This is a genomic window from Ignavibacteriales bacterium (assembly GCA_016709155.1).
In the GTDB taxonomy this organism is placed as follows: domain Bacteria; phylum Bacteroidota; class Ignavibacteria; order Ignavibacteriales; family Ignavibacteriaceae; genus JADJEI01.
In genome coordinates, this window is the sequence record JADJEI010000001.1 from 914,654 (window position 1) to 939,413 (window position 24,760).

30 protein-coding genes, 1 tRNA gene and 3 pseudogenes are annotated in these 24,760 nt (G+C 33.7%); 17 read left to right on the plus strand and 17 right to left on the minus strand.

Annotated features, from left to right (window positions below; translation table 11 throughout):
• Nucleotides 1-49: 49 nt before the first annotated feature.
• Nucleotides 50-406 carry an aspartate 1-decarboxylase gene (locus IPH11_04705; protein ID MBK6912987.1) on the minus strand — a complete coding sequence of 119 codons (357 nt, stop codon included), beginning with the start codon at nt 404-406 and terminating at the stop codon, nt 50-52.
• A 175-nt stretch (nt 407-581) separates the two neighbouring features.
• Between IPH11_04705 and IPH11_04710 the strand changes: the two genes are divergently transcribed.
• A complete protein-coding gene (locus IPH11_04710; protein ID MBK6912988.1) occupies nt 582-1,148 on the plus strand; it encodes an aminodeoxychorismate/anthranilate synthase component II in 567 nt (188 codons plus the stop codon).
• Nucleotides 1,149-1,202: 54 nt separating this feature from the next.
• Here the strand turns inward: IPH11_04710 and IPH11_04715 are convergent, their stop codons facing one another.
• The gene (locus IPH11_04715) at nt 1,203-1,661 is read right to left on the minus strand and encodes a RidA family protein (GenBank protein MBK6912989.1); all 459 of its coding nucleotides are present in this window, start codon (nt 1,659-1,661) and stop codon (nt 1,203-1,205) included.
• A 67-nt stretch (nt 1,662-1,728) separates the two neighbouring features.
• On the opposite strand from IPH11_04715, the gene mazG reads away from it, so the two are divergent.
• A complete protein-coding gene (mazG, locus tag IPH11_04720) occupies nt 1,729-2,490 on the plus strand; it encodes a nucleoside triphosphate pyrophosphohydrolase (protein MBK6912990.1) in 762 nt (253 codons plus the stop codon).
• 3 nt (nt 2,491-2,493) lie between these two features.
• Here the strand turns inward: mazG and IPH11_04725 are convergent.
• From IPH11_04725 to IPH11_04785, 13 genes and pseudogenes are all read right to left on the minus strand, one after another.
• Nucleotides 2,494-3,454, minus strand: a pseudogene (locus tag IPH11_04725) (PhoH family protein).
• Between the two features lie 86 nt (nt 3,455-3,540).
• Nucleotides 3,541-4,215: a LysM peptidoglycan-binding domain-containing protein gene (locus IPH11_04730; GenBank protein MBK6912991.1), complete on the minus strand. Its 675-nt coding sequence runs from the start codon at nt 4,213-4,215 to the stop codon at nt 3,541-3,543.
• A gap of 39 nt (nt 4,216-4,254) precedes the next feature.
• Nucleotides 4,255-4,530, minus strand: coding sequence for a hypothetical protein (locus IPH11_04735; GenBank protein MBK6912992.1), 276 nt, complete (start codon nt 4,528-4,530; stop codon nt 4,255-4,257).
• A gap of 140 nt (nt 4,531-4,670) precedes the next feature.
• A pseudogene (gene radC / locus IPH11_04740) lies at nt 4,671-5,350 on the minus strand (DNA repair protein RadC).
• Between the two features lie 17 nt (nt 5,351-5,367).
• Nucleotides 5,368-7,110: an ABC transporter substrate-binding protein gene (locus tag IPH11_04745; GenBank protein MBK6912993.1), complete on the minus strand. Its 1,743-nt coding sequence runs from the start codon at nt 7,108-7,110 to the stop codon at nt 5,368-5,370.
• Nucleotides 7,103-8,011: a tetratricopeptide repeat protein gene (locus IPH11_04750; GenBank protein MBK6912994.1), complete on the minus strand. Its 909-nt coding sequence runs from the start codon at nt 8,009-8,011 to the stop codon at nt 7,103-7,105. Before IPH11_04750 ends, IPH11_04745 begins: the two co-directional genes overlap by 8 nt.
• A pseudogene (gene guaA, locus IPH11_04755) lies at nt 8,002-9,539 on the minus strand (glutamine-hydrolyzing GMP synthase). The gene IPH11_04750 and the pseudogene guaA overlap by 10 nt, the downstream one beginning before the upstream one ends.
• A gap of 78 nt (nt 9,540-9,617) precedes the next feature.
• Nucleotides 9,618-9,998: a glycine cleavage system protein GcvH gene (gene gcvH, locus IPH11_04760; protein MBK6912995.1), complete on the minus strand. Its 381-nt coding sequence runs from the start codon at nt 9,996-9,998 to the stop codon at nt 9,618-9,620.
• Nucleotides 9,999-10,014: 16 nt separating this feature from the next.
• Nucleotides 10,015-11,349, minus strand: a complete 1,335-nt coding sequence (gene accC / locus IPH11_04765) for an acetyl-CoA carboxylase biotin carboxylase subunit (GenBank protein MBK6912996.1) — start codon at nt 11,347-11,349, stop codon at nt 10,015-10,017.
• Nucleotides 11,350-11,375: 26 nt separating this feature from the next.
• Nucleotides 11,376-11,819: an acetyl-CoA carboxylase biotin carboxyl carrier protein gene (gene accB / locus IPH11_04770; GenBank protein ID MBK6912997.1), complete on the minus strand. Its 444-nt coding sequence runs from the start codon at nt 11,817-11,819 to the stop codon at nt 11,376-11,378.
• Between the two features lie 36 nt (nt 11,820-11,855).
• Nucleotides 11,856-12,419 carry an elongation factor P gene (gene efp / locus IPH11_04775; protein MBK6912998.1) on the minus strand — a complete coding sequence of 188 codons (564 nt, stop codon included), beginning with the start codon at nt 12,417-12,419 and terminating at the stop codon, nt 11,856-11,858.
• Between the two features lie 176 nt (nt 12,420-12,595).
• Complete coding sequence (locus IPH11_04780; GenBank protein MBK6912999.1) at nt 12,596-13,285, minus strand: tetratricopeptide repeat protein; 690 nt, start codon at nt 13,283-13,285, stop codon at nt 12,596-12,598.
• A gap of 84 nt (nt 13,286-13,369) precedes the next feature.
• Nucleotides 13,370-13,443: transfer RNA gene (locus tag IPH11_04785), tRNA-Arg, on the minus strand.
• A gap of 149 nt (nt 13,444-13,592) precedes the next feature.
• Here IPH11_04785 and IPH11_04790 point away from each other — a divergent pair.
• The 15 genes from IPH11_04790 to IPH11_04860 all read left to right on the plus strand — a co-directional run bounded on the left by IPH11_04790 (nt 13,593) and on the right by IPH11_04860 (nt 24,197).
• Nucleotides 13,593-14,498 carry a tyrosine-type recombinase/integrase gene (locus IPH11_04790; protein MBK6913000.1) on the plus strand — a complete coding sequence of 302 codons (906 nt, stop codon included), beginning with the start codon at nt 13,593-13,595 and terminating at the stop codon, nt 14,496-14,498.
• Complete coding sequence (locus tag IPH11_04795; protein MBK6913001.1) at nt 14,467-14,631, plus strand: tyrosine-type recombinase/integrase; 165 nt, start codon at nt 14,467-14,469, stop codon at nt 14,629-14,631. The genes IPH11_04790 and IPH11_04795 overlap by 32 nt, the downstream gene beginning before the upstream one ends.
• Before the next feature lie 513 nt (nt 14,632-15,144).
• The gene (locus IPH11_04800) at nt 15,145-15,942 is read left to right on the plus strand and encodes a tetratricopeptide repeat protein (protein ID MBK6913002.1); all 798 of its coding nucleotides are present in this window, start codon (nt 15,145-15,147) and stop codon (nt 15,940-15,942) included.
• A gap of 69 nt (nt 15,943-16,011) precedes the next feature.
• Nucleotides 16,012-16,437 (plus strand): tetratricopeptide repeat protein, encoded by a 426-nt coding sequence (locus IPH11_04805; protein MBK6913003.1) that lies wholly within the window; start codon nt 16,012-16,014, stop codon nt 16,435-16,437.
• Nucleotides 16,438-16,529: 92 nt separating this feature from the next.
• Nucleotides 16,530-16,955, plus strand: a complete 426-nt coding sequence (locus IPH11_04810) for a hypothetical protein (GenBank protein MBK6913004.1) — start codon at nt 16,530-16,532, stop codon at nt 16,953-16,955.
• A 147-nt stretch (nt 16,956-17,102) separates the two neighbouring features.
• Nucleotides 17,103-18,071, plus strand: a complete 969-nt coding sequence (locus tag IPH11_04815) for a hypothetical protein (protein MBK6913005.1) — start codon at nt 17,103-17,105, stop codon at nt 18,069-18,071.
• 2 nt (nt 18,072-18,073) lie between these two features.
• Nucleotides 18,074-18,835, plus strand: coding sequence for a hypothetical protein (locus IPH11_04820; protein ID MBK6913006.1), 762 nt, complete (start codon nt 18,074-18,076; stop codon nt 18,833-18,835).
• Nucleotides 18,836-19,074: 239 nt separating this feature from the next.
• The gene (locus IPH11_04825; protein MBK6913007.1) at nt 19,075-19,248 is read left to right on the plus strand and encodes a hypothetical protein; all 174 of its coding nucleotides are present in this window, start codon (nt 19,075-19,077) and stop codon (nt 19,246-19,248) included.
• 864 nt (nt 19,249-20,112) lie between these two features.
• Complete coding sequence (locus IPH11_04830) at nt 20,113-20,529, plus strand: hypothetical protein (protein ID MBK6913008.1); 417 nt, start codon at nt 20,113-20,115, stop codon at nt 20,527-20,529.
• Complete coding sequence (locus IPH11_04835) at nt 20,529-20,810, plus strand: hypothetical protein (protein MBK6913009.1); 282 nt, start codon at nt 20,529-20,531, stop codon at nt 20,808-20,810. Before IPH11_04830 ends, IPH11_04835 begins: the two co-directional genes overlap by 1 nt.
• 342 nt (nt 20,811-21,152) lie before the next feature.
• Entirely contained in the window at nt 21,153-21,419 is a 267-nt protein-coding gene (locus tag IPH11_04840) for a hypothetical protein (protein ID MBK6913010.1), read from the plus strand.
• A gap of 164 nt (nt 21,420-21,583) precedes the next feature.
• A complete protein-coding gene (locus IPH11_04845; protein MBK6913011.1) occupies nt 21,584-23,407 on the plus strand; it encodes a primase C-terminal domain-containing protein in 1,824 nt (607 codons plus the stop codon).
• A gap of 44 nt (nt 23,408-23,451) precedes the next feature.
• Nucleotides 23,452-23,742 carry a hypothetical protein gene (locus tag IPH11_04850; GenBank protein ID MBK6913012.1) on the plus strand — a complete coding sequence of 97 codons (291 nt, stop codon included), beginning with the start codon at nt 23,452-23,454 and terminating at the stop codon, nt 23,740-23,742.
• Nucleotides 23,729-23,986, plus strand: a complete 258-nt coding sequence (locus tag IPH11_04855; protein MBK6913013.1) for a hypothetical protein — start codon at nt 23,729-23,731, stop codon at nt 23,984-23,986. The genes IPH11_04850 and IPH11_04855 overlap by 14 nt, the downstream gene beginning before the upstream one ends.
• Entirely contained in the window at nt 23,973-24,197 is a 225-nt protein-coding gene (locus tag IPH11_04860) for a hypothetical protein (protein ID MBK6913014.1), read from the plus strand. The genes IPH11_04855 and IPH11_04860 overlap by 14 nt, the downstream gene beginning before the upstream one ends.
• 9 nt (nt 24,198-24,206) lie before the next feature.
• Here IPH11_04860 and IPH11_04865 read toward each other — a convergent pair whose 3' ends face one another.
• On the minus strand, nt 24,207-24,437 hold the full coding sequence (locus tag IPH11_04865) for a hypothetical protein (protein ID MBK6913015.1): 231 nt from the start codon (nt 24,435-24,437) through the stop codon (nt 24,207-24,209).
• Nucleotides 24,438-24,448: 11 nt separating this feature from the next.
• Nucleotides 24,449-24,751: a hypothetical protein gene (locus IPH11_04870; GenBank protein MBK6913016.1), complete on the minus strand. Its 303-nt coding sequence runs from the start codon at nt 24,749-24,751 to the stop codon at nt 24,449-24,451.
• Between the last annotated feature and the right edge of the window lie 9 nt (nt 24,752-24,760).

The following is a 24,760-nucleotide window of genomic DNA, read 5'->3' on the forward strand; positions in this document are numbered from 1 at the left end:
TTTCAATGTTAACAAAATGGAATCAATTTGTCAATTGATATGATTATACCTAATTAATATTTTTAATTTTGTTCTGCTTATCTACGAACACTATACGAGGTTTGTGCAACCTGGCATCTTCGTCTGGCATTTGTGAATATGCAATAATAATTATCTCATCACCAACATAACCTAACCTTGCAGCAGGACCATTGAGGCAAATGATTCCGCTGTCTTTTTCACCTGCTAAAGTGTAGGTTTCCAACCGTGAACCATTGTTTACATTCACAACCTGAACTTTTTCGAAAGGTAAAATATCTGCGGCTTCAAGCAGTGTTTTATCAACAGTTATGCTTCCTTCATAATAAAGTTCTGCTTGTGTTACAGTTGCCAGGTGAATTTTTGATTTGAACATTTCTCTTGTCATCGTACTCATTAGTTTTTTTATTTTCTTGTGCTAATATACTTAGATGAGCACCTTACTTTCAAGGTAATCTTACAACTTAAAAGTGATTTTAATTACAAAAATCGAGGATGAAGTATTTTTAATATTTAGATTAGATGTTCATATTTTGAATAGAATAAAAATAAAAATATGACTAATGAAAATATTAGTAATTGATAATTACGACTCGTTTACTTTTAATCTTGTTCAATTAATAAATTCTTCCAGATATAAAATTATAATTAAGAGAAATGATGAATTAAACGAGCAATCAATAAAATTGGTTTCACCCGATAAAATATTAATTTCGCCGGGTCCTGGTAAACCTGAAAATTCTAAGGCTTCTATGATTGCAATCAAACATTTCGGTAGTCGAATTCCTATACTTGGTGTTTGCCTGGGGCACCAAGCAATTGCAATTGCATTCGGAGCCAAAGTTGTGAAAGCATCTGAGCTTTTACACGGCAAGACTTCTAAAATTTATCATGATGGAAATAAAATCTTTAATAATATGCCCCAACCTTTCACTGCAATGCGCTACCATTCTCTAATCGTTGACAAAAATACGCTCCCCGATGATTTGATAATCACTGCCGAAACTTCAGACGGGCTTGTAATGGGAATTAGGCACAATAACTTTCCGATTGAAGGAATTCAGTTTCATCCTGAATCAATTCTTACCGAAAATGGGAAAAAGCTTGTTAAAAATTGGCTGCTGTCTTAATTGAATTAAAATATTTATTTACGAATAATTAGTTTGCACTCGAATAGAGATAAATTATCCAGCAAGACGGGCAATCATTTCAATTTCCACTGCTGCATTGATAGGCAGTTCGTTAACACCAACCGCGCTCCGTGCATGTTTTCCTTTTTCGCCGAATAGTTTTACCAACAGATCGGAAGCTCCATTGGCAACTTTAGGCTGCCCTGTAAAATTATCAGCACTGTTTATGAATACTGTTACTTTAATTATCTTTTCAATATTATCAAGACTTCCCGCTGAGTTTTTAATCACACTTAAACAATTCAACACACATAATTCGGCTGCGCTTCTACCCTCCTCTTCCGTTAAATCCTTTCCTATCTTACCTTTGAATTTCAGTTCTCCCTCCAATACCGGAATTTGTCCTGAAGTAAAAATCAAGTTATCTACAACAACCGCAGGCACATAAGAAGCAAGCGGAATTGGTGCTATTGGAAGTTGAAGCCCAAGTTCGATTAATTTATCTTCTATCATGTCAATACCTCCGCTAAATTTATTATTTTAGAAATAAAAATATTATTCAAAAAACTAATTGATTATAATGACAAACAAATTTACAGAATTAGTAGATATAGTTAAAAGACTTAGAAAAGAATGCCCGTGGGATAAAGAACAAACCAATGATTCAATTAAAGCCGCAACGGTCGAGGAAGCTTATGAAGTTGTGGAGGCAATCGAAAATAAAAACTATGATGAACTGAAAAAGGAACTTGGCGATTTACTTCTACATGTTGTATTTCATTCAGAAATTGCTGAGGGGGATGGAAAATTCACACTTGAAGAGGTTATTGATCAATTGAAAGAGAAACTCATCCGTCGGCACCCGCATATTTTTGGTGATGTCGTGGTTAAGAATGCCGAAGAAGTAAAAATAAATTGGGAACAAATAAAAATGACAGAAGGAAGAACATCTTTATTGGAAGGGGTGCCGGAGAATCTTCCAGCACTTCATCGTGCACATCGCCTTCAGGAAAAGGCATCAAAAGTGGGATTTGATTGGGAGAAAAAGGAGGATGTTTGGGCGAAAGTAATCGAGGAAATTAAAGAGATGCACGAATCTGAGAAAGAAAATAACTTAACAAGACTTGAAGAAGAAATAGGAGATGTATTTTTTGCTCTTGTTAATTACGCCCGTTATTTAAAAGTAAATCCTGAAAGCGCCCTGCGCATGACAAATAAAAAATTCATTAAGCGATTCAGTTATGTCGAACAAAAAATTATAGAAAGCGGAAAATCTTTAACCGAATCATCTTTGCAGGAAATGGATAAATATTGGGAAGAGTGCAAGCACCTTCGGCAATAATGATTATTTTGAATTGCCGTTAAATTTTTCGTAAGCGTTAATGATATCTTTAACAAGTTTATGACGAACCACATCGGCTTTTTCAAAATAGACAAAACCAACCCCCCTGTATTCCCTGTAATATTTCCTTTGCTTGAATTAGACCGCTTATTGATTTTGCAGGAAGATCTATCTGGGTAATGTCACCTGTAACTATGGCTTTGGAATTTGCACCGAGTCTGGTTAAGAACATTTTCATTTGTGTGTCGGTTGCATTTTGAGCTTCATCAAGAATTACGAATGCGTTGTTTAATGTTCTGCCGCGCATGTACGCAAGAGGAACTATTTCAATTGTTTTCTTTTCAAGATAACCTTTGAGTTTTTCGGAAGGGATCATATCGTCAAGCGCATCATAAAGTGGACGAAGGTAGGGGTCAATTTTTTCTCTAAAGTCACCGGGTAAAAATCCAAGGTTTTCGCCAGCTTCGACTGCCGGTCTGGCAAGAGTAATTTTATTTACTATACCTTTTTTTAGGGCGTTGACTGCGAAAGCAACAGCAAGATAAGTTTTACCCGTTCCTGCCGGACCAATCGCAAAACAAATATCATTCTTAATTGCAGTCTCTAAATATTTCACCTGCCCTGGAGTCTTGGCTTTTATTACATCATTCTTCGTGTAAAGAATAATTTTATCAAATTCCTGCTCGCTGATTATTTCTTTACCATCAATTGTAAGATCAAGGATTGTTTCAACATCGCGTTCAAGGAGTTTTCCGCTGGTGTTTAATGCAAACACCATTTCTTTTAATACCTTTTCAATTATTTCAATTTCTTCAATAACTCCTTTAATAGTTACAGTCTCGCCTCTAACGATAATTGTGGAATTGAATTTATCCTCGATTAATTTAAGATTTGAATCGTTAACTCCTAATAGGTTAAGCATATCTACGTTTTCAAGAGTAATTCTTTTTTCTGAAGCAGTCATATTTCGTTTAAAAAATAAAAGCCCTCATCATCATTAGATGACAAGGGCATCATTATAGAAAATACAATTAGCAAATTGAGAAGCGCTTATTGAACCGGAGCTGGTTTATAATTCATTTTCAGTTTTTCGTACTTAGATTTTTCTTCTTGAGTTAACTGAGGAATTTTGAAAATTTGCTTTGGATAAATAAGATCGGGATTTTTAATTTGATCTCTGTTAGCGTTATAAATTACTGGCCATGCAAAAGCATTTCCGTAATGATCAGATTTTTTTGCTATGTTCCAGAGGCAATCACCTTTAACAACTGTATAATTAACTTCCTTAGATTCCTCAACCCAATTATCAAGCATTCTTTGCAACTGGTTATGAACCTTATCATAGAATTCAGGAAGAGCGCTTATCTTATTCATCTTAAGGGCATCAAGGTCTTTCTGTCTGTCAGCTTTAGGACCTTCTTTTCTTTTGATCATTCCTTCTAAATCAGCAACTGCTTTTCTGAAATTATCAATATCAGATTTTGTTGCTCCAACCATGGCGTATAATTCGTTCATACAATCTTCGTATGGTTGAATTTCCATGGATTTTAAATTACTTACATCAGCTTTGAGTGTGTTAATTTCCTGAGTAAGCATTTCAGACTTATCTCTAAGTCTCTGCATTTCAGCTTCCCACTCTTCAGTTGTCATTTCCTGAGCGATAAGGCTCGCTGAAAAGATAATCATAAGTGAGAGAATTCCGAACAAATATTTTGTCAATTTCATATATAACCTCCTATGAAGGGTTTGTTAAAAAACTTTTTATTACTTGGACATTTTTTCGAGATTGGCTTTAGTCTCTTCTTTTTGCTTTTCGCATTGAGCGAGTTTCAGATTTTTCTCCTGAATTTCTTTCTCTAATGCTGTTCTTTCTTCTCTAAGCGAGTTAGCTTCTGCTTCGAGAGATGTAACCTGTTTTTGTAAGTTTTGTAATTCCAACATCTGTGCTTCACTGACTCCGCCGCATCCGGTCATAAATGCAACTGCTGTCACCAAAACTCCTGTGAAAATGACACTTCTCAGATTCATTAATAATTTCATATAGTAACCTCCGATTAATTATGTTAATTGTTCATTGTTAAAATATCAATTTGAAAGATTTTTATCAACAAAAAGATTTTTTTATTCAATTTTTTTTAAGTGAATAATGCGGTTTAGCAATGAATTTTAAGGGCAAAAATTTATATCAATCTTTTTTCAACAAAACTTGTATAACCGTTTCCTGCTATTATCAGATGATCAAATACCGGAATATCTAAAATCTTTCCAGACTCCACGATTTTTTTTGTGATACTAATATCTTCATTGCTTGGTTCTAAATTTCCGCTTGGATGATTATGAATTAAATTATACTAGCAGCAGAATTTTCTATTGCACTTTTAAATACTTCACGCGGATGCACTACACTCGAATTTAGATTCCCGATTGAAATGGTATCCCACTTAATCACCTTGTTTCCCGAATTAAGTGAAACGACTATAAATCTTTCTTTTAGTTCATCATGCAAAAGCGGAATAAAAATTTCTGCAACTTCCACCGGTGACGTAATTTTTTTATTAGAAAACCATTTACTTTGATGAAGAATTCTCCTGCTGATTTCAAATGCTGCAAGAAGTGTTGCAGCTTTATCTTTACCTACTCCTTTTTGTTTCTTCAATACGAAAGCACTTTTAGTAGCCAGTACAGCAAGATTACCTTCTGCGTCCATTAAATCCTGAGCTACCTTAATAACAGACCTTCCTTTCGTTCCTGTTCTCAATAGAATAGCGAGCAGTTCCGCATCGGTAAGGCTTTGTGCACCTCGCAATACTAACTTTTCCCGTGGTCTATCTTCTAATGGGAGTTCTTTAACGCCGCTCATTCACCCTCCTTCGATTTTTAATCCGAACGGAATTTATCAACGAGTTCAAAAATCCCATCTCTAAATCTTACGATGTTGATATATTTATTAATTCTTTTCGAATCGAATGAAATATTATTATGATACCCGTTGCTGATAACTCCGGAAATCATTTTCATCTTGATATTGCTTCTACTGTTATTAATATTTCGTAATATGGTAAGAATGTATTTCCCCGTGTCGTAGCCATATAAAACGTTTCTTCCGGGTTGATATCCGGCGAGCGCTGAAAATGATTTGGAGAATACATCGAAGCTGCTATCCTGAAAGTCAATAAAATAATCTGAGGTAAAAGTGAGTTTATTACTTAGCGAAGAAACAGATTCAATATCCTTAACAAGATACCAATCCTGATTACCATAGATTGGCAAATCTATTCCGCCGGAATAAAGCTGAGAAAGAAGAATTGAGGCATCGCTTTTATCTGAAAGGGGAACATATATTCCTTCTATCTGCTTGGCGACTGATTTTATTTTAGTTATCTGAGAACTGAAATCATAGTTATCTTTTCGATAAGTTTCCCTCAACACTATTTCACCACCGAGATTTTCAAATTCTGTTATAAATGATGCAGCGAGGAGGGGTGAGTAATTATCAATAGAATTAAATACAGCCATCCGATGTTTGTCTTCTACGTAGTAAAGATACTGTGCAAGCATCCTTCCCCGCTCAGCAATGGGAGGGTTTGCCTGAAAAAAATTGTCAGAGATCATTGTCAAATCAGCATCCGTAGCAGTTGGTGAAATAATAGGAATGTCAGTATCATTAAGTGCCTCCAGTGTCATTCGAACTTCATCGGAGAAGATTGGTCCAAGGATACATTTGACTGATTCATTATTAATTAACTCCTCTTTTATTTCACTTATCTTCTGCCCATCGGTGGAGGAAGTTTTTACCAACAACCCAATTTTATCTTTTCTGCTTTTATTAAACTCTGAAAAAGCAAATTTAATTCCGTCAAGGATTTCATCACCTGCAGATTTGTTTAACGGATCGCTAATTTCTGATAAGGGAAGCAGCACAGCCACCACCGTACCTTCTCCGCTATTCCCAATATTCAAGTCGCTGCCTTTTAAATTTTCCGCTGCTGCTCTTTCTTCAGCAGTTGGATACTTTGTTATAATTTCAGATACAGCTCTGATAGAATTTATAGTGTCGTTTTCTTTCTGATAGGCTTTCGCCAGAAGCAGCAATAAAAAGGGTTTAAGTTTAGAGGAGGTCACCTCATCTGTAATTTTTTTTACCTGATAGGAGTTGAAATAATTGATGGAGATTTGTTCGGCTATTTTTTTTGCCTCTGCATAATTTGAACTTGAAGCAGTTTGCTCAATTAGCTGAAGCAGTGACCTAAAACTATCCTCATACTTTTCCTGTTTGAGAAAAATATTTGCGATAAGAAATTGTGCTTCATCTGCATATTTAGTATCTGGATAATCCTTTAGAAATTTATTCGTTAAACTAAGTGAGTAGAAATAGTTGGCTTCTTCAAATTCAATTTTACAGAGAAAAAAAATAGAAGCAGTCGTTTTATCATTGGATTCATATAATGAAACAATTCTATTAAAAATAACCGCTGCATCTTCATATTGACCTTTTTCAAATAAATTGACGGCAACATTGAACTCAGAATTAATTTTTTCCTGTTTTTCATCCACCTGCGAAAAATTTTTCTGGTTCAATAAAAGAATAATTGTAAAAAGTATTAAAAGAATCTTATTCATTTGAATTAATATTTTTTTTCTGATAGATCAATTTCTCAAGCGGTTCAATAAATCTTCTTTTTTGTGGTTCTAATTTTACAGCTAAATCATAATACTTCAATGCTTCATTAATATTATTTTGTTGAAGATAAATTTCAGCTAACAAATAGCAGGCTTCTGGCGTAATGTTTTCATTATGGTTTACAAAAAACAGTAGCGAGGACTCCGCCTTTGAATAATTTTGTACTTTAAAATAAATTTTACCTGCCCAAAGATTTATTCCAGGATCGCCCGGTCGAACAGCAAGGGCTTTTTCAATATGAGTAACTGCATGCTCTATCATTTCTAATTCATAATAGACAATTCCATATAGCATATTAAATGTATCATCATAGTAGAAAGTCTTTTCATATTTTTTTAACAACTTAAGCGCATCAGAATATTCGTTAAGTTGAATTTGAGATTTACGTAATAAGAATACTGACTCAGTTTCCAATTTAGACTTGACAATTTTCATGTATCTTTTCAAGTGAAGAGCAGCGTGTTGATATTCTTGAAGCATGAAATGAGCGTACCCGATTAAAAATGAAACTTCGGGAATATCTTCCGGCAAAATAAAACTTAATGTATTAATCGCCTCATCCCATCTAGAATTTCGCAGCAAAAATTCTCCAAAGTACATTAGCCCATATTTATCGTCAGGATAATTTGCTGTGTAATTTTTTAGCACTTCAATTGCAGGATTAATATTACCCATCGCCTCACACACTTCGCTAAAAATCATGTAAGAGTCAAGCTCATCCTCAAACTCTTCAATTAGCGAATAAGATATTTGAAAAGCATGAAGAAAATTTCCTTCTTCTTTATAACGCTCCACCTGAGCGACAAGCGCTCTTAGTTTTGCTTTTTTTTCTATTCCCATTCTATCGTAGCTGGCGGTTTAGAACTTATATCATAAACAACGCGGTTTATTCCTCGAACTTTATTTATAATCTGGTTGGAAACATCTACAAGGAAATCATGATCAAAAGTGAACCAATCGGCGGTCATACCGTCAACGGAAGTTACTGCACGAAGAGCTAAGACACTTTCATAAGTGCGTGCATCCCCATTACACCAACCGATTGAACCGGCAGCAGAACTGCAAAAGCCTGCCAGATTGAATTGTAGATTCCGGCTTTTTTAATTTCTGAAATAAAAATATCATCTGCTTCCCGAAGTACATTTAATTTTTGCTCTGTGATATTACCAAGGATTCTAACAGCTAATCCCGGGCCGGGAAATGGATGACGATCAATAAATTCATCGGGAATATTTAACTCCCTCCCTACATTTCTTACTTCATCTTTGAATAATTCTCTGAATGGTTCGATAAGTTTCAGATTCATTTTGTCCGGAAGTCCGCCAACATTATGATGTGATTTTATTGTGGACGATTTGCCTTTTACTGACACAGACTCAATAACATCAGGATATAAAGTCCCTTGTACAAGAAAATCAACTTTGCCAAGCTTCAGTGCTTCCTCTTCAAACACTTCGATAAATGTGTTTCCAATAATTTTTCTTTTCATTTCAGGATCGGAAACTTCTTTCAAGTTCGCTAAAAATTTTTCTGACGAATTAACATGAATATAGTCGAGGTTTAATTTTTCATTAAAAAGTTTTCCTATCAAATCGCTTTCGTTTTTTCTCATCAGCCCGGTATCAATGTGAATTGAAACAAGCTGATCACCTATTGCCTTTTGAACAAGAACTGCAGCGACAGTCGAATCAACCCCTCCGCTGAGGGCGCAAATAACTTTTGATTTACCTACTCTATTTTTTATCGTTTTTATTGTTTCATCAATAAAATTTTTAGCAGTCCAATCACCTTTACAGCCGCAAATTTCAAATAGAAAATTTTTAATAATTTTTTCACCCTCCTGCGTGTGAGCAACCTCGGGATGAAACTGTACGCCGTAAATTTTTTTTTCTTCACTATAAATTGAGCAAATAGGAGAATGGTCGGACTTGCCTGATACTTTAAATCCTTCGGGAAGTTTTGTTAGATAATCACCGTGACTCATCCAAACAATTGACTGCTCGTTTACATCCTTAAAAAATTTATTTTTTTCAGTTATAATCAGATTTGATTTACCGTATTCTCTATCTTTAGCGGGCTGTACTTGCCCGTTAAACTTTTTACAAAGTAATTGAAGCCCATAGCAAATGCCCAGAACAGGAATATTCATTTGCAAAATTTTAAGGTCAATATCAGGAGCATCCGCATCGTAAACACTCATTGGTCCGCCGGATAAAATAATCCCGGAAGGATTTAATTGGTTAACCTGCTCGAAGGAAATTGTGTGTGGATGAATTTCAGAATAAACATTGGACTCTCTAATTCTTCGCGTGATGAGCTGAGTAAATTGAGAGCCGAAATCAATGACTAATATCGTCTGATGATTCATTTATTTTTTGTTCTATTTAAAAAAGAAAAACAAAACCTCAAGGATTTTGTTTTTCGAAATAAATTTATGAAGCAAATTTTACTGCCCTATTAATTTCTTATATGCCGCTGCATCGAGAAGTTCAGATAAATCAGAAAGATTGGTAATTTCCATTTTCACCATCCAACCTTCTTTGTAAGGGTCAGAGTTTACAATTTCAGGATTGTCGGCAAGTTTAGAATTAACTTCGATTACATTACCACTGCAAGGAGAAAAAAGATCGCTAACAGTCTTGACTGCTTCAATAGTTCCGATGGATTGTCCTTTGGATACACTTTTTTGATTTGGGTCAATATCAACAAATACCACGTCGCCCAGCTCACCTTGAGCATAGTCGGTAATTCCAATAGTGCCGGTCTTACCATCAACCAAAATCCATTCGTGATCTTTTGTATATTTTAAATTCTCTGGAAAATTCATAACACCTCTTTAATATTTATAATTGAAAATTATCTAAAAAACTTGTATCAAATTTACCGCTTAAAAATCTTTGATCTTCAAGAACTTTAAGGTGAAATGGAATAGTTGTTTTTATTCCTTCAACTGTAAATTCTTCAAGGGCTCTTCGTCCCCTTGCAATTGCGTGTTCGCGATCTCTGCCCCATACAATTAGTTTTGCAATAAGTGAATCATAGTATGGAGGAATTGTGTACGATTGATAAATGTGAGAATCAATCCGCACACCAAACCCGCCTGGAAAATGTAATGATTGAATAACGCCGGGCGAAGGTCTGAAGCCATGTTCAGGGTCTTCAGCATTAATTCTGAATTCGATGCTGTGTCCGAAAGGTTTTCCCGGTTCTGCTTCGATTGCATGCCCGGCAGCCACTAAAATTTGCTGCCGTATAAGATCTACTCCATAAACTGATTCGGTAACAGGATGTTCAACCTGAATTCTTGTATTCATTTCCATAAAATAAAAGTTCCCGTTTTTATCAACAAGAAATTCTACCGTGCCAGCGCCTTCATAGTTAATTGATTTTGCACCAAGAATTGCCGCGCCGCCCATTTTGTCTCGCAACTCATCATTCACAATAGGTGAAGGAGACTCTTCAATTAATTTTTGATGCCTGCGTTGAACGGAACAATCTCTCTCGCCGTAATGATAAACATTCCCGTGGGTATCACCCATGATTTGTATTTCAACATGACGGGGATTTTCAACAAACTTTTCTAAGTAGATAGCTGAATTAGCAAAAGATGCTTCGGCTTCATTACTCGCCGTTTGAAAAGCTTTCTCAAATTCACTTTCTTCCCAGACTACTCTCATTCCTTTGCCCCCACCTCCGGCAGAAGCTTTGAGAATTACAGGAAATCCTATTTGGTGGGCGAGGGCGATCGCAGATTTTATATCTGTGATTACTCCATCACTGCCAGGAATAACCGGTACGCCGTTTTTTTTCATTGTATCTTTTGCAAATGACTTATTACCCATAGCATTTATCATTTGCGGTGATGGTCCGATAAATTTAATATTTGATTCTTCACATATTTCGGAGAAGTTCGCATTTTCGGCAAGGAAACCATAACCGGGATGAATTGCATCTGCACCTGTAATATGCGCTGCAGAAATTAGACTGGGGATTTTCAGGTAACTTTCTTTACCTAAAGGAGGACCAATACAAACAGCTTCATCGGCGAACGTAACGTGCAAAGAGTCTTTATCGGCTTCTGAATAAACGGCAACTGTTTTAATTCCTAATTCCTTGCAGGTTCTTATTACGCGGAGAGCAATCTCTCCCCTGTTTGCTATTAAAATTTTATTGAACACTTTTTTCTCTAAATTAATAGTTGAGATCAACTTAGTTCAATTAGAAACAAAGGCTGATTATATTCTACAGGCTTTCCGTTTTCGACAAGTATCTTTATAATTTTGCCGGTAACATCTGATTCTATTTCATTCATTAGTTTCATCGCTTCAACAATGCACAGAACGGTTCCGGAAGTTATCATATCACCAACTTGAACATAAGCATCTGCATCCGGTGCCGGAGCCCGATAAAATGTTCCAACAATTGGTGATTTAATTTCGTGGACGTTCGTTGTTTTCGTTTCTTCCGTTGCGGCAATGTTTTTTTCAATTTCTGACCCGGAAATTTGAACTGAAGTTTGAGATGGCTGGGCAAATGCCGGTTGAATTAAATTGCCATTTACTCTAATCTTTTTAGCAACTTTAATTCTTAAACCATTTTCCTCAACCTCAAGATCGGTTATCTCACTTGCATCAACAAGTTTGATCAATTTTTTATGAGATTTAAATCCATCATTTTCCTTTAATTAAGATTTTACTCTTTCGACGTATTCACCAGTTCGAATATCTACTTTTAAAACATCTTCAGCATTTACAAATAGGGGCACGCTGATAGTCGCACCAGTCTCTAATTTAGCTGGCTTAAAAGTATTGGTAGCAGTGTTTCCTCTAAAACCAGGTTCAGTTTCAACAACTTTTAGATTTGCAAAATTTGGAGGTTCAACTGTTATTATTTCTGATCCGTTAAAAAGTATCTCGATTTCTGAATTTTCTTTCAGATAAAGAACGCTGTCACCAAAAAGATTTACCGGAACATTTATTTGATCATAGGTTTCATTTTCCATACAAACAAGAAAGTCAGCGTCACGGTAGAGATACTGATATTTTCTTCTTTCAACCCTTACGATATCAATGCCTTCGCCAGCTCTGAAAGTATTATCTAAAACTCTTCCAGTTTTAAGGTTTTTGAGCACCGTACGAACAAAAGCTCCGCCTTTACCGGGTTTGACATGTTGAAATTCCACAAGAGAATAGAGATCATTTTTAAATTTAATTATTAAACCAGTTCTGAAATCTGAAGTATCTGCCATAATTCTTTAATATATAATTATTAATAAGTGAATGAAAAAATATCTATCTGCCGCCTGAAAGTCAAGAAGTATAGTTTTAAAGTTTTAGTCAAAATAAAAACATTTTGACCTATTTAAAACAAAAAATCAGGCAGATTATTAAAAAAATGCCTGATTTCTTCAAGTCAGTTTATGTTTTATTCGTTAATTAAAACAAGGTATTTATTAACCTCACGAGCGGCAGGCGAGGTTTGATAATTCTCGGTAATCTCTTCCAGTATCTCTTTAGCTTCATCTTTTTTACCAAGATTGAGGTAATTGATTCCTGCTCGTAAAAGATAATCTGAATTGGATGGATTAGTAGCAGAAATCTTTGAAGCTTGTAAATAATAATCTAGTGCCTGTTCAAAATCCTTTTTATATTCAAAATATCCAGCTTGCCCTGCTAATGAGGCGGCATTCAGAACATCAATGCTGCCGCTGTAATCTTCATAATATTTATATGCTTCTTCATGTTTGCCAAGCATATTGTAAGAGCTGGCTAGATAGATTTTTGCAGTTTCACCGTTTTCAGAGTTTCCATATTCTTCAACAATTTTTTTCAAGCCTAAAGTGTTAGTGCCTTGTTTACCTTCAATTGCTTCAAGGAAAGCTCCAGAATCATAACTCTTCATCACTCTGGAAAGTTCGATAGCTGCTTGCTCGTTGGTTTTATCTTTCTGGGAAATATAAAAATATACTGCTGCTACTATCGCCAGTAAAACACCAATTCCGATCAGTACATTTTTTTTATTTTCTTCAACGAAACCATAAACTTTATAATAAGTGGTTACAAGTTTATCTTCTTTAATTTCTTTTTTAGAAAGTTTTTTACGCTTAGTTAACATTATTAATCCTTAAAATTTCATTTTTATAAAAAAGCAGGTTAAAAATAGCATGAAATTGTCAATGTTCCATAACAAAATATGAAGTACGCCCAGAAGGATTCGAACCCTCAACCTTCGGAACCGGAATCCGACGTTCTATCCAGTTGAACTATGGGCGCATTTGTGATTCAGCTTAATTTCAAAGGTTTCTTTACCAAATATAATAATTCAATCCTTACAAAAAGCATATTTGGTTAACGTTTTGCTTAACACTTTACTTAACACTACTTTTATTTAGATCACCAGAGAATAGAAAGGAAAGTTTCTAATGAGAAAACCCTTTTTATTCAAGAGGAATAAATATTATCACCTTCAGTATTTTGATGAATCCGAGCAAAGGATTAAACGTATCTCAACAGGTGAAGGTAAAAAGAATGATGCTTTAAGCTTTCTTATGGAGTTTCAAAAAAATCGGATAAACAAACCTCAATTAAAGTTTATTCTGCTTTCAGAATTCTCTAAAGAATATTTTCAATTTGTCCAGGATAACCTTTCAAAAAAATATCTCAATGATATTAAAACAACTTTTAAAAAGTTAACTGAATCAACAAGTGATATTCCTTTGCAGAAATTGACTAACCGGTTGATTGAGCAATTTATATCAGATGTTTTCAAAGGAAGCAAACACCAGGCAAGAAAACACTACGCTACTTTAAGGAGTGCTTTCAATAAAGCTATTACCTGGGGATATCTTTCGATTAATCCTATGACTGGTATTAAGTCTCCTAAAGTCCCTCAAAACAATCCATCGTTTATGGATGAGAAGGAACTGAACCAAATCCTTAGTTATGTTGAGAGTAATGATATGAAGGACATTTATGTATTCGCCTTTCATACCGGAATGAGGTTGGGTGAAATAATAAACCTTCAATGGAATCAGGTTCAGTTTGACGAAAGAATACTCCGTGTAATCAACTCGGAAGAATTTACTACTAAGGGTAAAAAAGAAAGAGTGATTCCAATAAATACTAAACTCTATTCCCTCTTACATAACAGGCTCCCGAAAGTCATAAATATTCAAGGTAAAGATTATGTATTTAATAATAATGGTTTCAGGTTCAACGGAGATTATGTCAGTAAGAAATTCAAGAAAGCTGTAAGAGATGCAGCAAAGGAATTTTCTATAAATTTAAAAACTTCACCTGCACGATTTAAGGCATTCATTCGCCTCTAATCTGGCTAAGAATGGAGTATCATTATTTATTATCAAAGAATTACTCGGACAGAGAGACTTTAAAACAACTCAGATTTACGCTCACTTAACAATAGACTCATTAAAAAATGCTGTCAAAGTTTTGGAGGGATAAATTTCAAAATCTATAAATTTTCTTAACTGATAACGAAGTATTTTTTTGACCGGAACTGAGTATGTCAATTCAATTTCTAAATGCGCTCATTTCAATAAAGTTTTTAAGTTATATCTGATAATAAAAACTTTTTAAGGAATTATTATGTTTGATTTCTTTGCGCAGCGATTTAGCTTAGGTAAGTTTATACACCCTCCTCTTTTCAAATTAAGCATTTACATCCTTTCGCTTCTTTTTGTTTTCTCACCCAATATTTATTCTCAGACTTTAACAGCAGAAAACATTTATAAAAAAAGTTTCTGACGCTGTAGTGGTTATTCTTGCTTATGATTCTAATGATGAATTATCAAGTCAAGGCAGCGGTGTTGTTATTAACGATAAAGGTTATGTTGTAACTAATTATCACGTCCTTGCCAAGCAATGATAGGCTTGAAGTTTTACATAATAAAGAAATTATCCCTTATGTTGATATAATTGGAATTGATGTAGAGAAGGATATTTTAATCATAAAAATTGAAGATAAAAAAGTTTCCCTCTATAAAAATCGGTGATTCAAAAAATTTAACAATTGGTCAAAGAGTATATGCTATTGGGAGTCCTTTAGGTTTTGAAAACACTATCTCAGAAGGTATAATAAGCGGATTAAGAAGCTACGAAGAGTCAGGTAAGGATTTTATTCAGATAACTGCAAGCATATCACCCGGAAGCAGCGGCGGCGCTGTTGTAAATGATAAAGGAGAATTAATAGGTATAAGCACGCTTACCGTTAAGGAAGGGCAGAACTTAAATTTTGCTATTCCGATTGATGATGTTCTAAGTGTTGAAATTAGTTCATACTCAAAAAATGATGCATATAAAGAGTTTGAACTGTTTAATAAAGGATATGATGCTGCTAAAAAAGGTGACTATAAAAATGCAGTTAAATATTTCACAAGTTATATTAAAAAATTTCCTAATGATGCAACAGCATATTATAATCGTGGTCTTGAAAAGTATTATTTAGAAGACTACAGAGGGGCAATTCAGGATTACAACAGAGCGATTGAGATTAATCCGAATCTTGCAGCAGCATATAATAATCGTGGTCTTGCAAAAGCTAATTTAGAAGACTACAAAGGAGCAATTCAAGATTACAACAAAGCGATTGAGATTGATCCTAATGATGCTGATGCATATTCTAATCGTGGGAAGGCAAAATACAGTTTAAAGAAGACTACAGAGGGGCAACTCAAGATTACAACAAAGCGATTGAGATTAATCCGAATCTTGCAGCAGCATATTATAATCGTGGTCTTGCAAAATACAGTTTAGAAGACTACAGAGGGCAATTCAAGATTACAACAAAGCGATTGAGATTAATCGAATCTTGCAGCAGCATATATTAATCGTGGTCTTGCAAAATATGATTTACAAGACTATAGAGGAGAAATTCAAGATTACAATAAAGCGATTGAGATTAATCCGAATCTTGCAGAAGCATATATTAATCGTAGTCTTGCAAAATATGATTTACAAGACTACAGTGGAGCAATTCAAGATTACAACAAAGCGATTGAGATTGATCCTAATTATAAAGCATATTATAATCGTGGTCTTGCAAAATACAGTTTACAAGACTACAGAGGGGCAATTCAAGATTACACCAAAGTGATTGAGATTGATCCTAATGATGCAACAGCATATTATAATCGTGGGATTGCAAAATATCTAATAGGAGATAAGTCCGGCGCTTGCTTAGATTGGAGTAAAGCAGGAGAATTAGGAGATGATGGTGCTTATGATTTGATTAAAGAATATTGTCATTGATATTATCGTTGCACTCATATTTCTTATATCTTTGATTGCATCAAAGGAGTATCAATATTTAAAATATTTATTAAAAATTAAGAAGTGATAAAATGAAAAAATTATTAAGTTTCTTACAAAATCATATATTCAAAATTTTCATCCTCCTTTTTTTAATTTACATTATCATTAGAATTGAAGTAATAAACAATAAAATTAATAGTATTGAAACTTTCGTTTCAATTCTGAATAATGATTTATCCTCTATAGAGAGAACGGTAGACGACATTGATTCTAAAGTTGATGATATTAGATCTAAATTTGGCGACATGCCCAAATTGTTAGGTCTGAAAGATGTAACATTCAACCACAAACCTTATGAGCCTAAAGAACAGCCAAAGAAGATGTTAAATAGAGACTTTAATAGCATTAAAAAAAGGGTTCAATATAAACTCAAATCTGCGTTACGTAATGCACTTTCCACTTTAATAGCATTAAAAGGGTTCAATATGGCAAACACCAATAAAATGGAACAGTGATAAAAAAACTAATTAGGAAACTAAATTGAAACCTTATGATTTATTTAATAAAAAACTATACGAATTAATTCAAGAATGTCTCAGAGGTCAAATTCATTATAGAATTTGGAAAAGGTTAAATGAAAGTTTTGAGAAGGAAAAAACACAATTGAATTATTCCCCCTATTCTTTGAGTTCACTGCCGAAGCTCATTTTAACTGCACAAGATTACATTTATTTAGAATTATTGACGACACTAAAGGCGCTAACTCAATTAAAGCGCTTGTTGAATTTGCTGAAAAACATCCAGAATTTTTTAGTAGTGAAATTCGGTTTAAAGACGTTATCCAAAGGCATAAGAAATTACTTAAGGAAGCCAAACCCAAAATAGATATACTGCTTAAACAACGTCATAAGCATTTCATTCATAAATCGAATGAGTATTTAATTAGCGGTTATGATAACCTCTATAAAGAATACAAATCATCATACCTTGATTATTTTGAACTCCTCGAATTAATCGGTAGAATGTTAAATGAATATTTAGAAAACCTGAAAGGAGAATCTTATTTTTTCAGTGTGATGGATGAGCAGCAGGAATTTGATGCGCTAATAAATTCTTTGAATAAAGGGACTGAAATTATAGAAAAGACGAATTTATCGGATCAGACGGAGAAGCAGATGAAATTATCGGAGGAACAAATCCAGCAGAACTCGAAAAACTTAAAGAAATCTCTGATACTGTTGGGGAGTTTGGACAAAGACCTGCTACAGGAGTTGAAGGAATTAGCTCCGATATACAAGAACCTAAAGCAAAAAGCGATTCAGAAGGACAAAGAAATGAAGCAATCTCAAAAGTCTAAAAATGTAGGGATACAAAATATGATTACAAAAGAACAAGCAATTGAAATAGCAAAAAATATTATCCCAGATATAGAAGAAAGAATCTATAAAGTTTCACTGGAAAAACCAGAAGGAGTAGCAATGTATGGTGGTGTTCCTGATGGTTGCTGGTATATCATTTATTCTTATCAGCCCAAAAAATCTGGTGATTTAACAAATCTCTCAAGAGCAATTTTTATTAATAAAAATTCCGGGGAAATAGTCTATAATGATGTATTGAACGATGAAGGATAAGAATGGATTTTTCAAAATATAAACTACGGTTAAATAGAAACAATATTATTCTTATTGCATTTCTTTTACCTGCACTTATAGTATCTCTTTTTCCACCTTTTGAATGGGGCAAGGAGAAATTAAAAACTTTGAGTGAGAGAAGATCAAATTCAATTATTGATGAACTTCCTATTAAATGTTATGATTTAGTTTTTAATAGCAATAAAAAGTATTTCAAAATTGGCGATTATAATTTTGAGAAAAAGTATTACCCAGTGGATTACAAAAGGTTAAATAAAATACTCGGAGATGCACTAAGTTATAGGTATGAAAGTGGCGTTGATACTTTCAAATCAAACTTCAGATTAGCTTATAAAAAGACTAAGGAAATGCTATTGGAAGAAATTAAAACAAAAGAGACGATCAATAAATCAAATAATAGTAAAAAAAATGATGATGATTCCTATCGCACTGTTCGCCAAAGAATAAAACAAATACAATTTAATAATTTTGATTGGAGCGAAATGGAGAATGACTACTTTATAAAACAATCTAAAAATTACAAAGAGATAAAAAACGATTTTGAAAAGAATCCCAAAGAATGGACAACAAGGATTGAATCACATATAGACAGCGTTAAGATTTACAGACTATACAATATTAAAAAACCTGAATATTATTTACTGAACAGAGAGATTTTAACATTAGAGTTAATCATCAACTATATTTTGTCATTCTTTGTGGGTATTGGTTTAAGTTTTATTATTGCAAAAATTAGAAAGTAGTTTGATGAAAAAATCTCTGATAGAATTTATTTAATTATAACGAATATTTTAATTTATATATGAATAAACTCATTTGATAATTAAACCCACTTGAGTTTTTAAGTGTAAAATTATAATTTTATTATGAACTTATTAATAATTGCCAATAAAAGTTTCATCCTTCACTTGTGTCCCTTTAGGGAGGCTGTGGCAACAGCTACTAACACAGGTGAGGGATTTTTTATTAGTGAGATGAAAAAATGGATAATGTAGTCCAATATTTCTTAGATAATCCACAACCTAAATATTTTACTCTTAAGGATATAGCAAATAGAAATAAAAAATCTAATGATTTAAAAGGGGAAATACCAAGAATAGATTATCAGCATCTTCGATTGGGTTCATTTCGAGCCTTTATGCCAAAAGACATATAATTTAGTTCTTGAAATAGTTGAGAATTTCATCTCTGAACTCAAGACTGATTATTATTTTATCGACAGCAGGAATAATAGTCTCATTGGAGATGCTATACGTGATTATTTTTTATTAACCATATATAAAAAAATAGAAAAGGATGAGACTTTTAGAAAAAACATTGGAGATTATGAAAGAGACGCTAATAAAGGAGATTTAGCCAAAATAATAAAAGCATTCCATAAAGACTTATTATATTTTCAGCTTGAAGATTATTTCAAGCTTCTTAGAATGTCCTCATTATTTTTTATTACTAAAAATAATCAAAAAGAAATTATGCAAAAAAGCTTGGCATCTACAAACCATATAAACCACAGGGAAACAAATATTCTGAAGAACGTGAGATAATTTATGCTTTTATACCTGCTATGCAATTAAGATTAATCGAAGAGTATGGGGGCATTAAAAATGGAAAATCTGATAAAAAAACTGCGGTATATAAGGCAATAAAACAATTGAAATTTAGGAAGGTAATTTCAAAGGAACACACTAGACAAAGTATATGATGGATTTCTTAAATATAATCCCGACAAGGTATATCAAGATTTAATAAAAGAGGCACAAACCAAAAAAGACTGAAGTTTCATTTTTTAACGAGGCATACTGTTTCAAACCGAAAATAACCCACCAAAAATAATTTGTCCACTTCCGCCCAAAAAAGAATAAAATAGTTTTAGCAATAGACATAATAAGTTGACTTAAATAAAAAGTTTACAATGATTTTGAAATGCCGGTTGTCTATTGCATAAGACTTTCCGGCTTTTCTTTTTTAAAAAATTGTCGGTCTGAAGTTCAGAATCAGCCGGCAATAAAGGATTTTTCAAATGCAAAATACACAAACCAGTTTTGTCAATCAATTGATTGAAAAGCAACTGCGCAATGGCAGAATAGCTATTTATACGAAGGTCAATAACTTTAAGTGTGGTGAACTCGACCTGAATGATTCAACTTTTTATTGTGCTCATCGCAGCTCGAAAAATATTATGAGAATGTTTAATAATGGCTTAGGCATTAATGAGCAGATATTATCTCTATACAATTTTACATTCATCGTAATTCCATTCAATGATTCCGTATTAAAGACAAGCAGAATTAAATGGTTAAAAGAGGGAATTCTAAGTCCATTCTATAATACCTCAGTTGACCGACAAATCATACTACCGCTCAACAAGATCAACCTCCAGGAATCATTTCCGGTTCAAGATCAATCACAGCTAACACTTTTTCAAGGATTGGGTTAATGGTAGATTCAGAACGACAGATATTGAACAACTATTATGATAGCATCCGCCGTTTGTTACAAATAACAGAGGGTTATTATTCATCCTTTGATATAGCTTTCATAGAGACGGACAAAATAGAAAGCGAAATAAAAAAATCTATCCTTAAAGCAATCAGAAAAATCCAGATAGATTTATTCTCTGCGCTTGATCTGATTGATATAATTCAAAGCACTGAAAATGAATTTGAACTTCAGAAACTTCTTGATAAGCAGCAGGAACATTTCGAGGAGGTGAGTTAATTGGATGGGTGGGTTAAACTTTGGCGGAAATCTATTGATAGCGAAGTCTTTAGGAATCCTAATCTATGGAAAGTTTGGTGCTATTGCTTAATGAGAGCTACACACAAAAAGACTCAATTTAAGTTTAATGGAGAATAATTTCCTTACAACCTGGACAATTTGTAACCGGAAGATTCGAAGGAGCAAAAGACTGTAAAATGGAGTCCTTCAACTTTTCGAAATCAAATAAGTAAGCTAAAAGCTGGTGGAAATCTGGACAACAAATCGGACAACAGAAAATCCATTATAACTATTGTTAATTGGGCTTCCTATCAAGCTGACCAAATAAAAGAGGACAGCACTTTGGCGGAAAACAGGACACAAACAAGAAGAAAGAATAAACTAATTGAATTAGCTAAATCTCTTATCGAATCAGTAAACAAAGAGACTTCTTTCTACTCGATATTAAATAAATATTCAGTCTCGCTCGGTGAAGAAAAGATGCTGACTATTCTGAACGGCTGTCTTAATAGAGAAAACAAATTCCCGAATGAAAATAGACTCGCTGCATATCTCGAAACGTGTGTAAGAATCCTGACCTGCGGGGCAAGAAAAGAAGCGGTCAAATAACAGAATCATTACCAGAACTTACAGGGAAGGAACCGCAATGGTTATAAAGAAAAAATATTTTGCAAAGAATTCAAACCTTAAGGATATAATTTCAATATGGTTTGCTCTGCCACTAAAAGAAAAAGTCATAATGATACTAAAACAATTTTATAGAGGATTTTAGAATGTCGAATCAATTAAAAGATTATTGCTATGCCGAATTCGTTACAGGCGGAATTCAAAACAGAAATAAGATTTACCGCCTAAATGAATTTAAGTTGAACGGTATTCGTAAAGATTGTTACAGGTCTTTATTCCTGTATAACGAAGAATTAAAATTTTATGTTGAAAAAACGGGCTCGATAAAAGGTTATGCAGGTAAACATATTTCTGATTCATTAGTTTTTGATTTTGATGGTGAAGACCTTGAAGCTGTTAAAAACGAAACTTACAAATTCATAATGTATCTCTATCATACTTTTGATATTCCATTTGAATATTTAAGAATTGCATTCTCCGGCTTAAAAGGTTTTCACATTTCCATTCCTATGAATGCAATCTGTGATAATCCTCAGCCCAAAGAAGATTTCTATAAAACTTATAAAAATATTGCTGAAGACCTTTCAACAGATTTTAAGTTTATTGATGCAACGATCTATGAATCTAAAAGATTATTCCGTATGATGAATACGATTAATAGTAAGTCCGGTCTTTATAAAATCCCTTTAATATATGATGAGTTAGATGGCTTCAGTATTAATGAAATAAAAGAGCTTGCAAAGAACCCAAGAACCATTGAGCAATTACCTATTTCAGAAATTGCAGTGGTCAAACCTCTGAATGAGCTATATCTAAAATGGATTAACATAAACACCCAAACCTTAACACCACCCCGCAACGCCGTAAAGCAGAACAAAGAGGGGCAGAAACCCAAGCGTGATGAAATACTTGACCTTCTGACAGATGGCGCTCCAGAGGGCAACAGGCACAGTGCATTGATAAGAATAACAGGTGCATTAAGGAAAAAGAATCTTGATTATGATTTTATTCTTGAAATACTCCGGCAATGGAATGAGAAAAATTCACCTCCCTTGAATGATGCAAGGTTAGAAGCAGAATCCTTAAGAGTTTTTAATGATAGTTTTTTGTCTCAGGAACAGCCCGAAATTTATTCTCTTAGAGATGCAGGCAGGAAATACAGCGAATACATATCTCAGATAGATCATTGCAAGGTTAAGACCGGATTTAATTCAATTGATAATAAGATAAGAGGACTGATGCCCGGTGAAACTTGCTGCATACTTGGGAAAACTTCAGTAGGCAAAAGTGCATTTTTACAGAATATAGGATTGAACTATGCGAAGTCATCCGGCGAACCAATTCTCTTTTTCTCAATGGAAATGCCTCTCACCTCAGTCTATGAAAGAACTTTACAAATAGAAACGGGGCTGTGCGGTTATGATATTGAGAACGCAGTCAAACGAAATGATCAGGATATTCAAATCAAAGCCGATATTATATTTAATCAGTTACCTAACTTTTACATCATCACTAAAAGCGGACTGAACCTTGAGCAGATTGAACATCTTATTTCATTTGCGGAACAAAATATTTATCATCGAAAATCAGGATTAGTTTTAATTGATTATTTAGGACTTGTCAAATCAAGCGGAAAAGATTTATACGAACAAACCTCCAGGGTTGCAAGGGGTATGAAAGACTTAGCAAAAGAATTAAATGTTCCTGTTATCTATCTAAGTCAGGTTACAAAGCAATATACAGAGTATGACGAGCTTCAGATCAACAGCGCAAGAGATTCCGGTTCAGTGGATGAAGCAAGTGATTTCGTTTTAGCGTTATGGAAAGAAAAGGATAAAAGACTTGACGCTGATCAAACCGATATTCCTCAAATGCTGGGAATTCTTAAAAACCGTAAGGGTGGATTAGGAAAAACTAAGATTGAAATGGATAAGAGAAGTCTTAGGATAAAAGAATCTGAATTGAAATAATTATACAAAAATAAGAACGATATATTTATCAAAAAGAGGTTAATATGAAGCAAAAATTAAATCAAAATTCTCTGCAAGTAGTTGAAGTAAAGGAAATTCCAGAAACTCCCGGCAGGTTAAGATTGTTTACCCGTGATGTAAGGTATCTAAAAGTAAAGGATGTAAAGCGAGCATATTCAAAATTGATTCAGGATTACTGCAAGGGCTTAGTCACTAATGAGGATGCGAAAACAGTTACATATATGTTCAGCGGCTACCTTCAGCTTATAAGAGATGTTGAGTTTGAGGATAGATTGAAAGAAGTAGAGGAGAAAATAAGTGATGAGAAATTATGAAATCCGGCTGGAGAAACTTAGAAAAAAAATAATTCCTAAAAATGATTCCAGAGTCTTTAGCATTGATGAAGTCAATTCAGCAATTTCGGCAATTGAAGAATACAACCTTGAAACGGGAAAAAGTGTGACGATTGAAGAAATAATTAAGCGGGCGCAAAATATTCCTGAATTGCCGGATGACGATTTGAAGGAATTAAGCTACTTGTTAAAACATATTTTTAGGACTCCTGATGAAAAACTATGAATCCAGAATATCAAAATTAGAGCGAGTAGTTCAAGAAATACTGAATCCGGATTATAATAGATCGTTTACAATAATAGTTGATGAAAGGGTAGGAGAAACTTTGGAAGGAAAGATATTAGAAATGGAGAAGGAATTAGGTAAAAAAATAAACAGAAGTAATTTATCCCTTCTATTTATCCGCAATTATGGAAGTAAAGATGAGAGTCTGTAAAAGAATTTTTTACTGCTTTCTCCAGCTTCTTATAAGAAAGCCTAAAACAATTAAAGCTGCTCCGATTGATGCACCAATTATATATCCTTCTTGGTAATAATAGTAACCAGTAATTGAATTATCAAAACTGTATCGAGAGACATTAGTATGATCAAAATTCAATAAACTAAATATTAATAATAATGTTCCTCCGATAAAACAGGTAATATCTAAGATGATTGTATATAATTTATTTGACATTTTAAATCTCCTTAATCTTTTTTTCGCCATAAATAAATAAACAAATAAATCACAACAGGAGCTATTAAATAAATTATAAATTCGGAATAGTCATATACTCTTAGGTCAAATTGCTCCATTCTCAGAGGAAATGAATCAGGAAAAGTGAGGATAAATTCTCCTGTGGCTGCTCCTTTACTAAACGGATAAAAATATTTTAAATAGTTGCTGCCTGTAAAACTCCAATTTATTAAAAGCAATACTAAATGTAATGTGAACCATAAAAGATAAATAGCTTTAATTTTATTTGGTATGGACTTTAGAAATGCTTTCATATTATTATT

Coding starts and splice junctions, on each gene's coding strand:
- IPH11_04870 (MBK6913016.1), bottom strand. CDS start 24,751: ATGAAAGCATTTCTAAAGTCCATACCAAATAAAATTAAAGCTATTTAT.
- IPH11_04835 (MBK6913009.1), top strand. CDS start 20,529: ATGGTAGATTCAGAACGACAGATATTGAACAACTATTATGATAGCATC.
- IPH11_04855 (MBK6913013.1), top strand. CDS start 23,729: ATGAGAAATTATGAAATCCGGCTGGAGAAACTTAGAAAAAAAATAATT.
- mazG (MBK6912990.1), top strand. CDS start 1,729: ATGACAAACAAATTTACAGAATTAGTAGATATAGTTAAAAGACTTAGA.
- IPH11_04780 (MBK6912999.1), bottom strand. CDS start 13,285: ATGTTAACTAAGCGTAAAAAACTTTCTAAAAAAGAAATTAAAGAAGAT.
- IPH11_04710 (MBK6912988.1), top strand. CDS start 582: ATGAAAATATTAGTAATTGATAATTACGACTCGTTTACTTTTAATCTT.
- IPH11_04845 (MBK6913011.1), top strand. CDS start 21,584: ATGTCGAATCAATTAAAAGATTATTGCTATGCCGAATTCGTTACAGGC.
- IPH11_04750 (MBK6912994.1), bottom strand. CDS start 8,011: ATGGGAATAGAAAAAAAAGCAAAACTAAGAGCGCTTGTCGCTCAGGTG.
- IPH11_04705 (MBK6912987.1), bottom strand. CDS start 406: ATGACAAGAGAAATGTTCAAATCAAAAATTCACCTGGCAACTGTAACA.
- IPH11_04860 (MBK6913014.1), top strand. CDS start 23,973: ATGAAAAACTATGAATCCAGAATATCAAAATTAGAGCGAGTAGTTCAA.
- IPH11_04850 (MBK6913012.1), top strand. CDS start 23,452: ATGAAGCAAAAATTAAATCAAAATTCTCTGCAAGTAGTTGAAGTAAAG.
- IPH11_04730 (MBK6912991.1), bottom strand. CDS start 4,215: ATGAAATTGACAAAATATTTGTTCGGAATTCTCTCACTTATGATTATC.
- IPH11_04810 (MBK6913004.1), top strand. CDS start 16,530: ATGAAAAAATTATTAAGTTTCTTACAAAATCATATATTCAAAATTTTC.
- IPH11_04790 (MBK6913000.1), top strand. CDS start 13,593: ATGAGAAAACCCTTTTTATTCAAGAGGAATAAATATTATCACCTTCAG.
- IPH11_04825 (MBK6913007.1), top strand. CDS start 19,075: ATGGATAATGTAGTCCAATATTTCTTAGATAATCCACAACCTAAATAT.
- IPH11_04830 (MBK6913008.1), top strand. CDS start 20,113: ATGCAAAATACACAAACCAGTTTTGTCAATCAATTGATTGAAAAGCAA.
- IPH11_04715 (MBK6912989.1), bottom strand. CDS start 1,661: ATGATAGAAGATAAATTAATCGAACTTGGGCTTCAACTTCCAATAGCA.
- IPH11_04745 (MBK6912993.1), bottom strand. CDS start 7,110: ATGAATAAGATTCTTTTAATACTTTTTACAATTATTCTTTTATTGAAC.
- IPH11_04735 (MBK6912992.1), bottom strand. CDS start 4,530: ATGAAATTATTAATGAATCTGAGAAGTGTCATTTTCACAGGAGTTTTG.
- IPH11_04820 (MBK6913006.1), top strand. CDS start 18,074: ATGGATTTTTCAAAATATAAACTACGGTTAAATAGAAACAATATTATT.
- gcvH (MBK6912995.1), bottom strand. CDS start 9,998: ATGAATTTTCCAGAGAATTTAAAATATACAAAAGATCACGAATGGATT.
- efp (MBK6912998.1), bottom strand. CDS start 12,419: ATGGCAGATACTTCAGATTTCAGAACTGGTTTAATAATTAAATTTAAA.
- IPH11_04865 (MBK6913015.1), bottom strand. CDS start 24,437: ATGTCAAATAAATTATATACAATCATCTTAGATATTACCTGTTTTATC.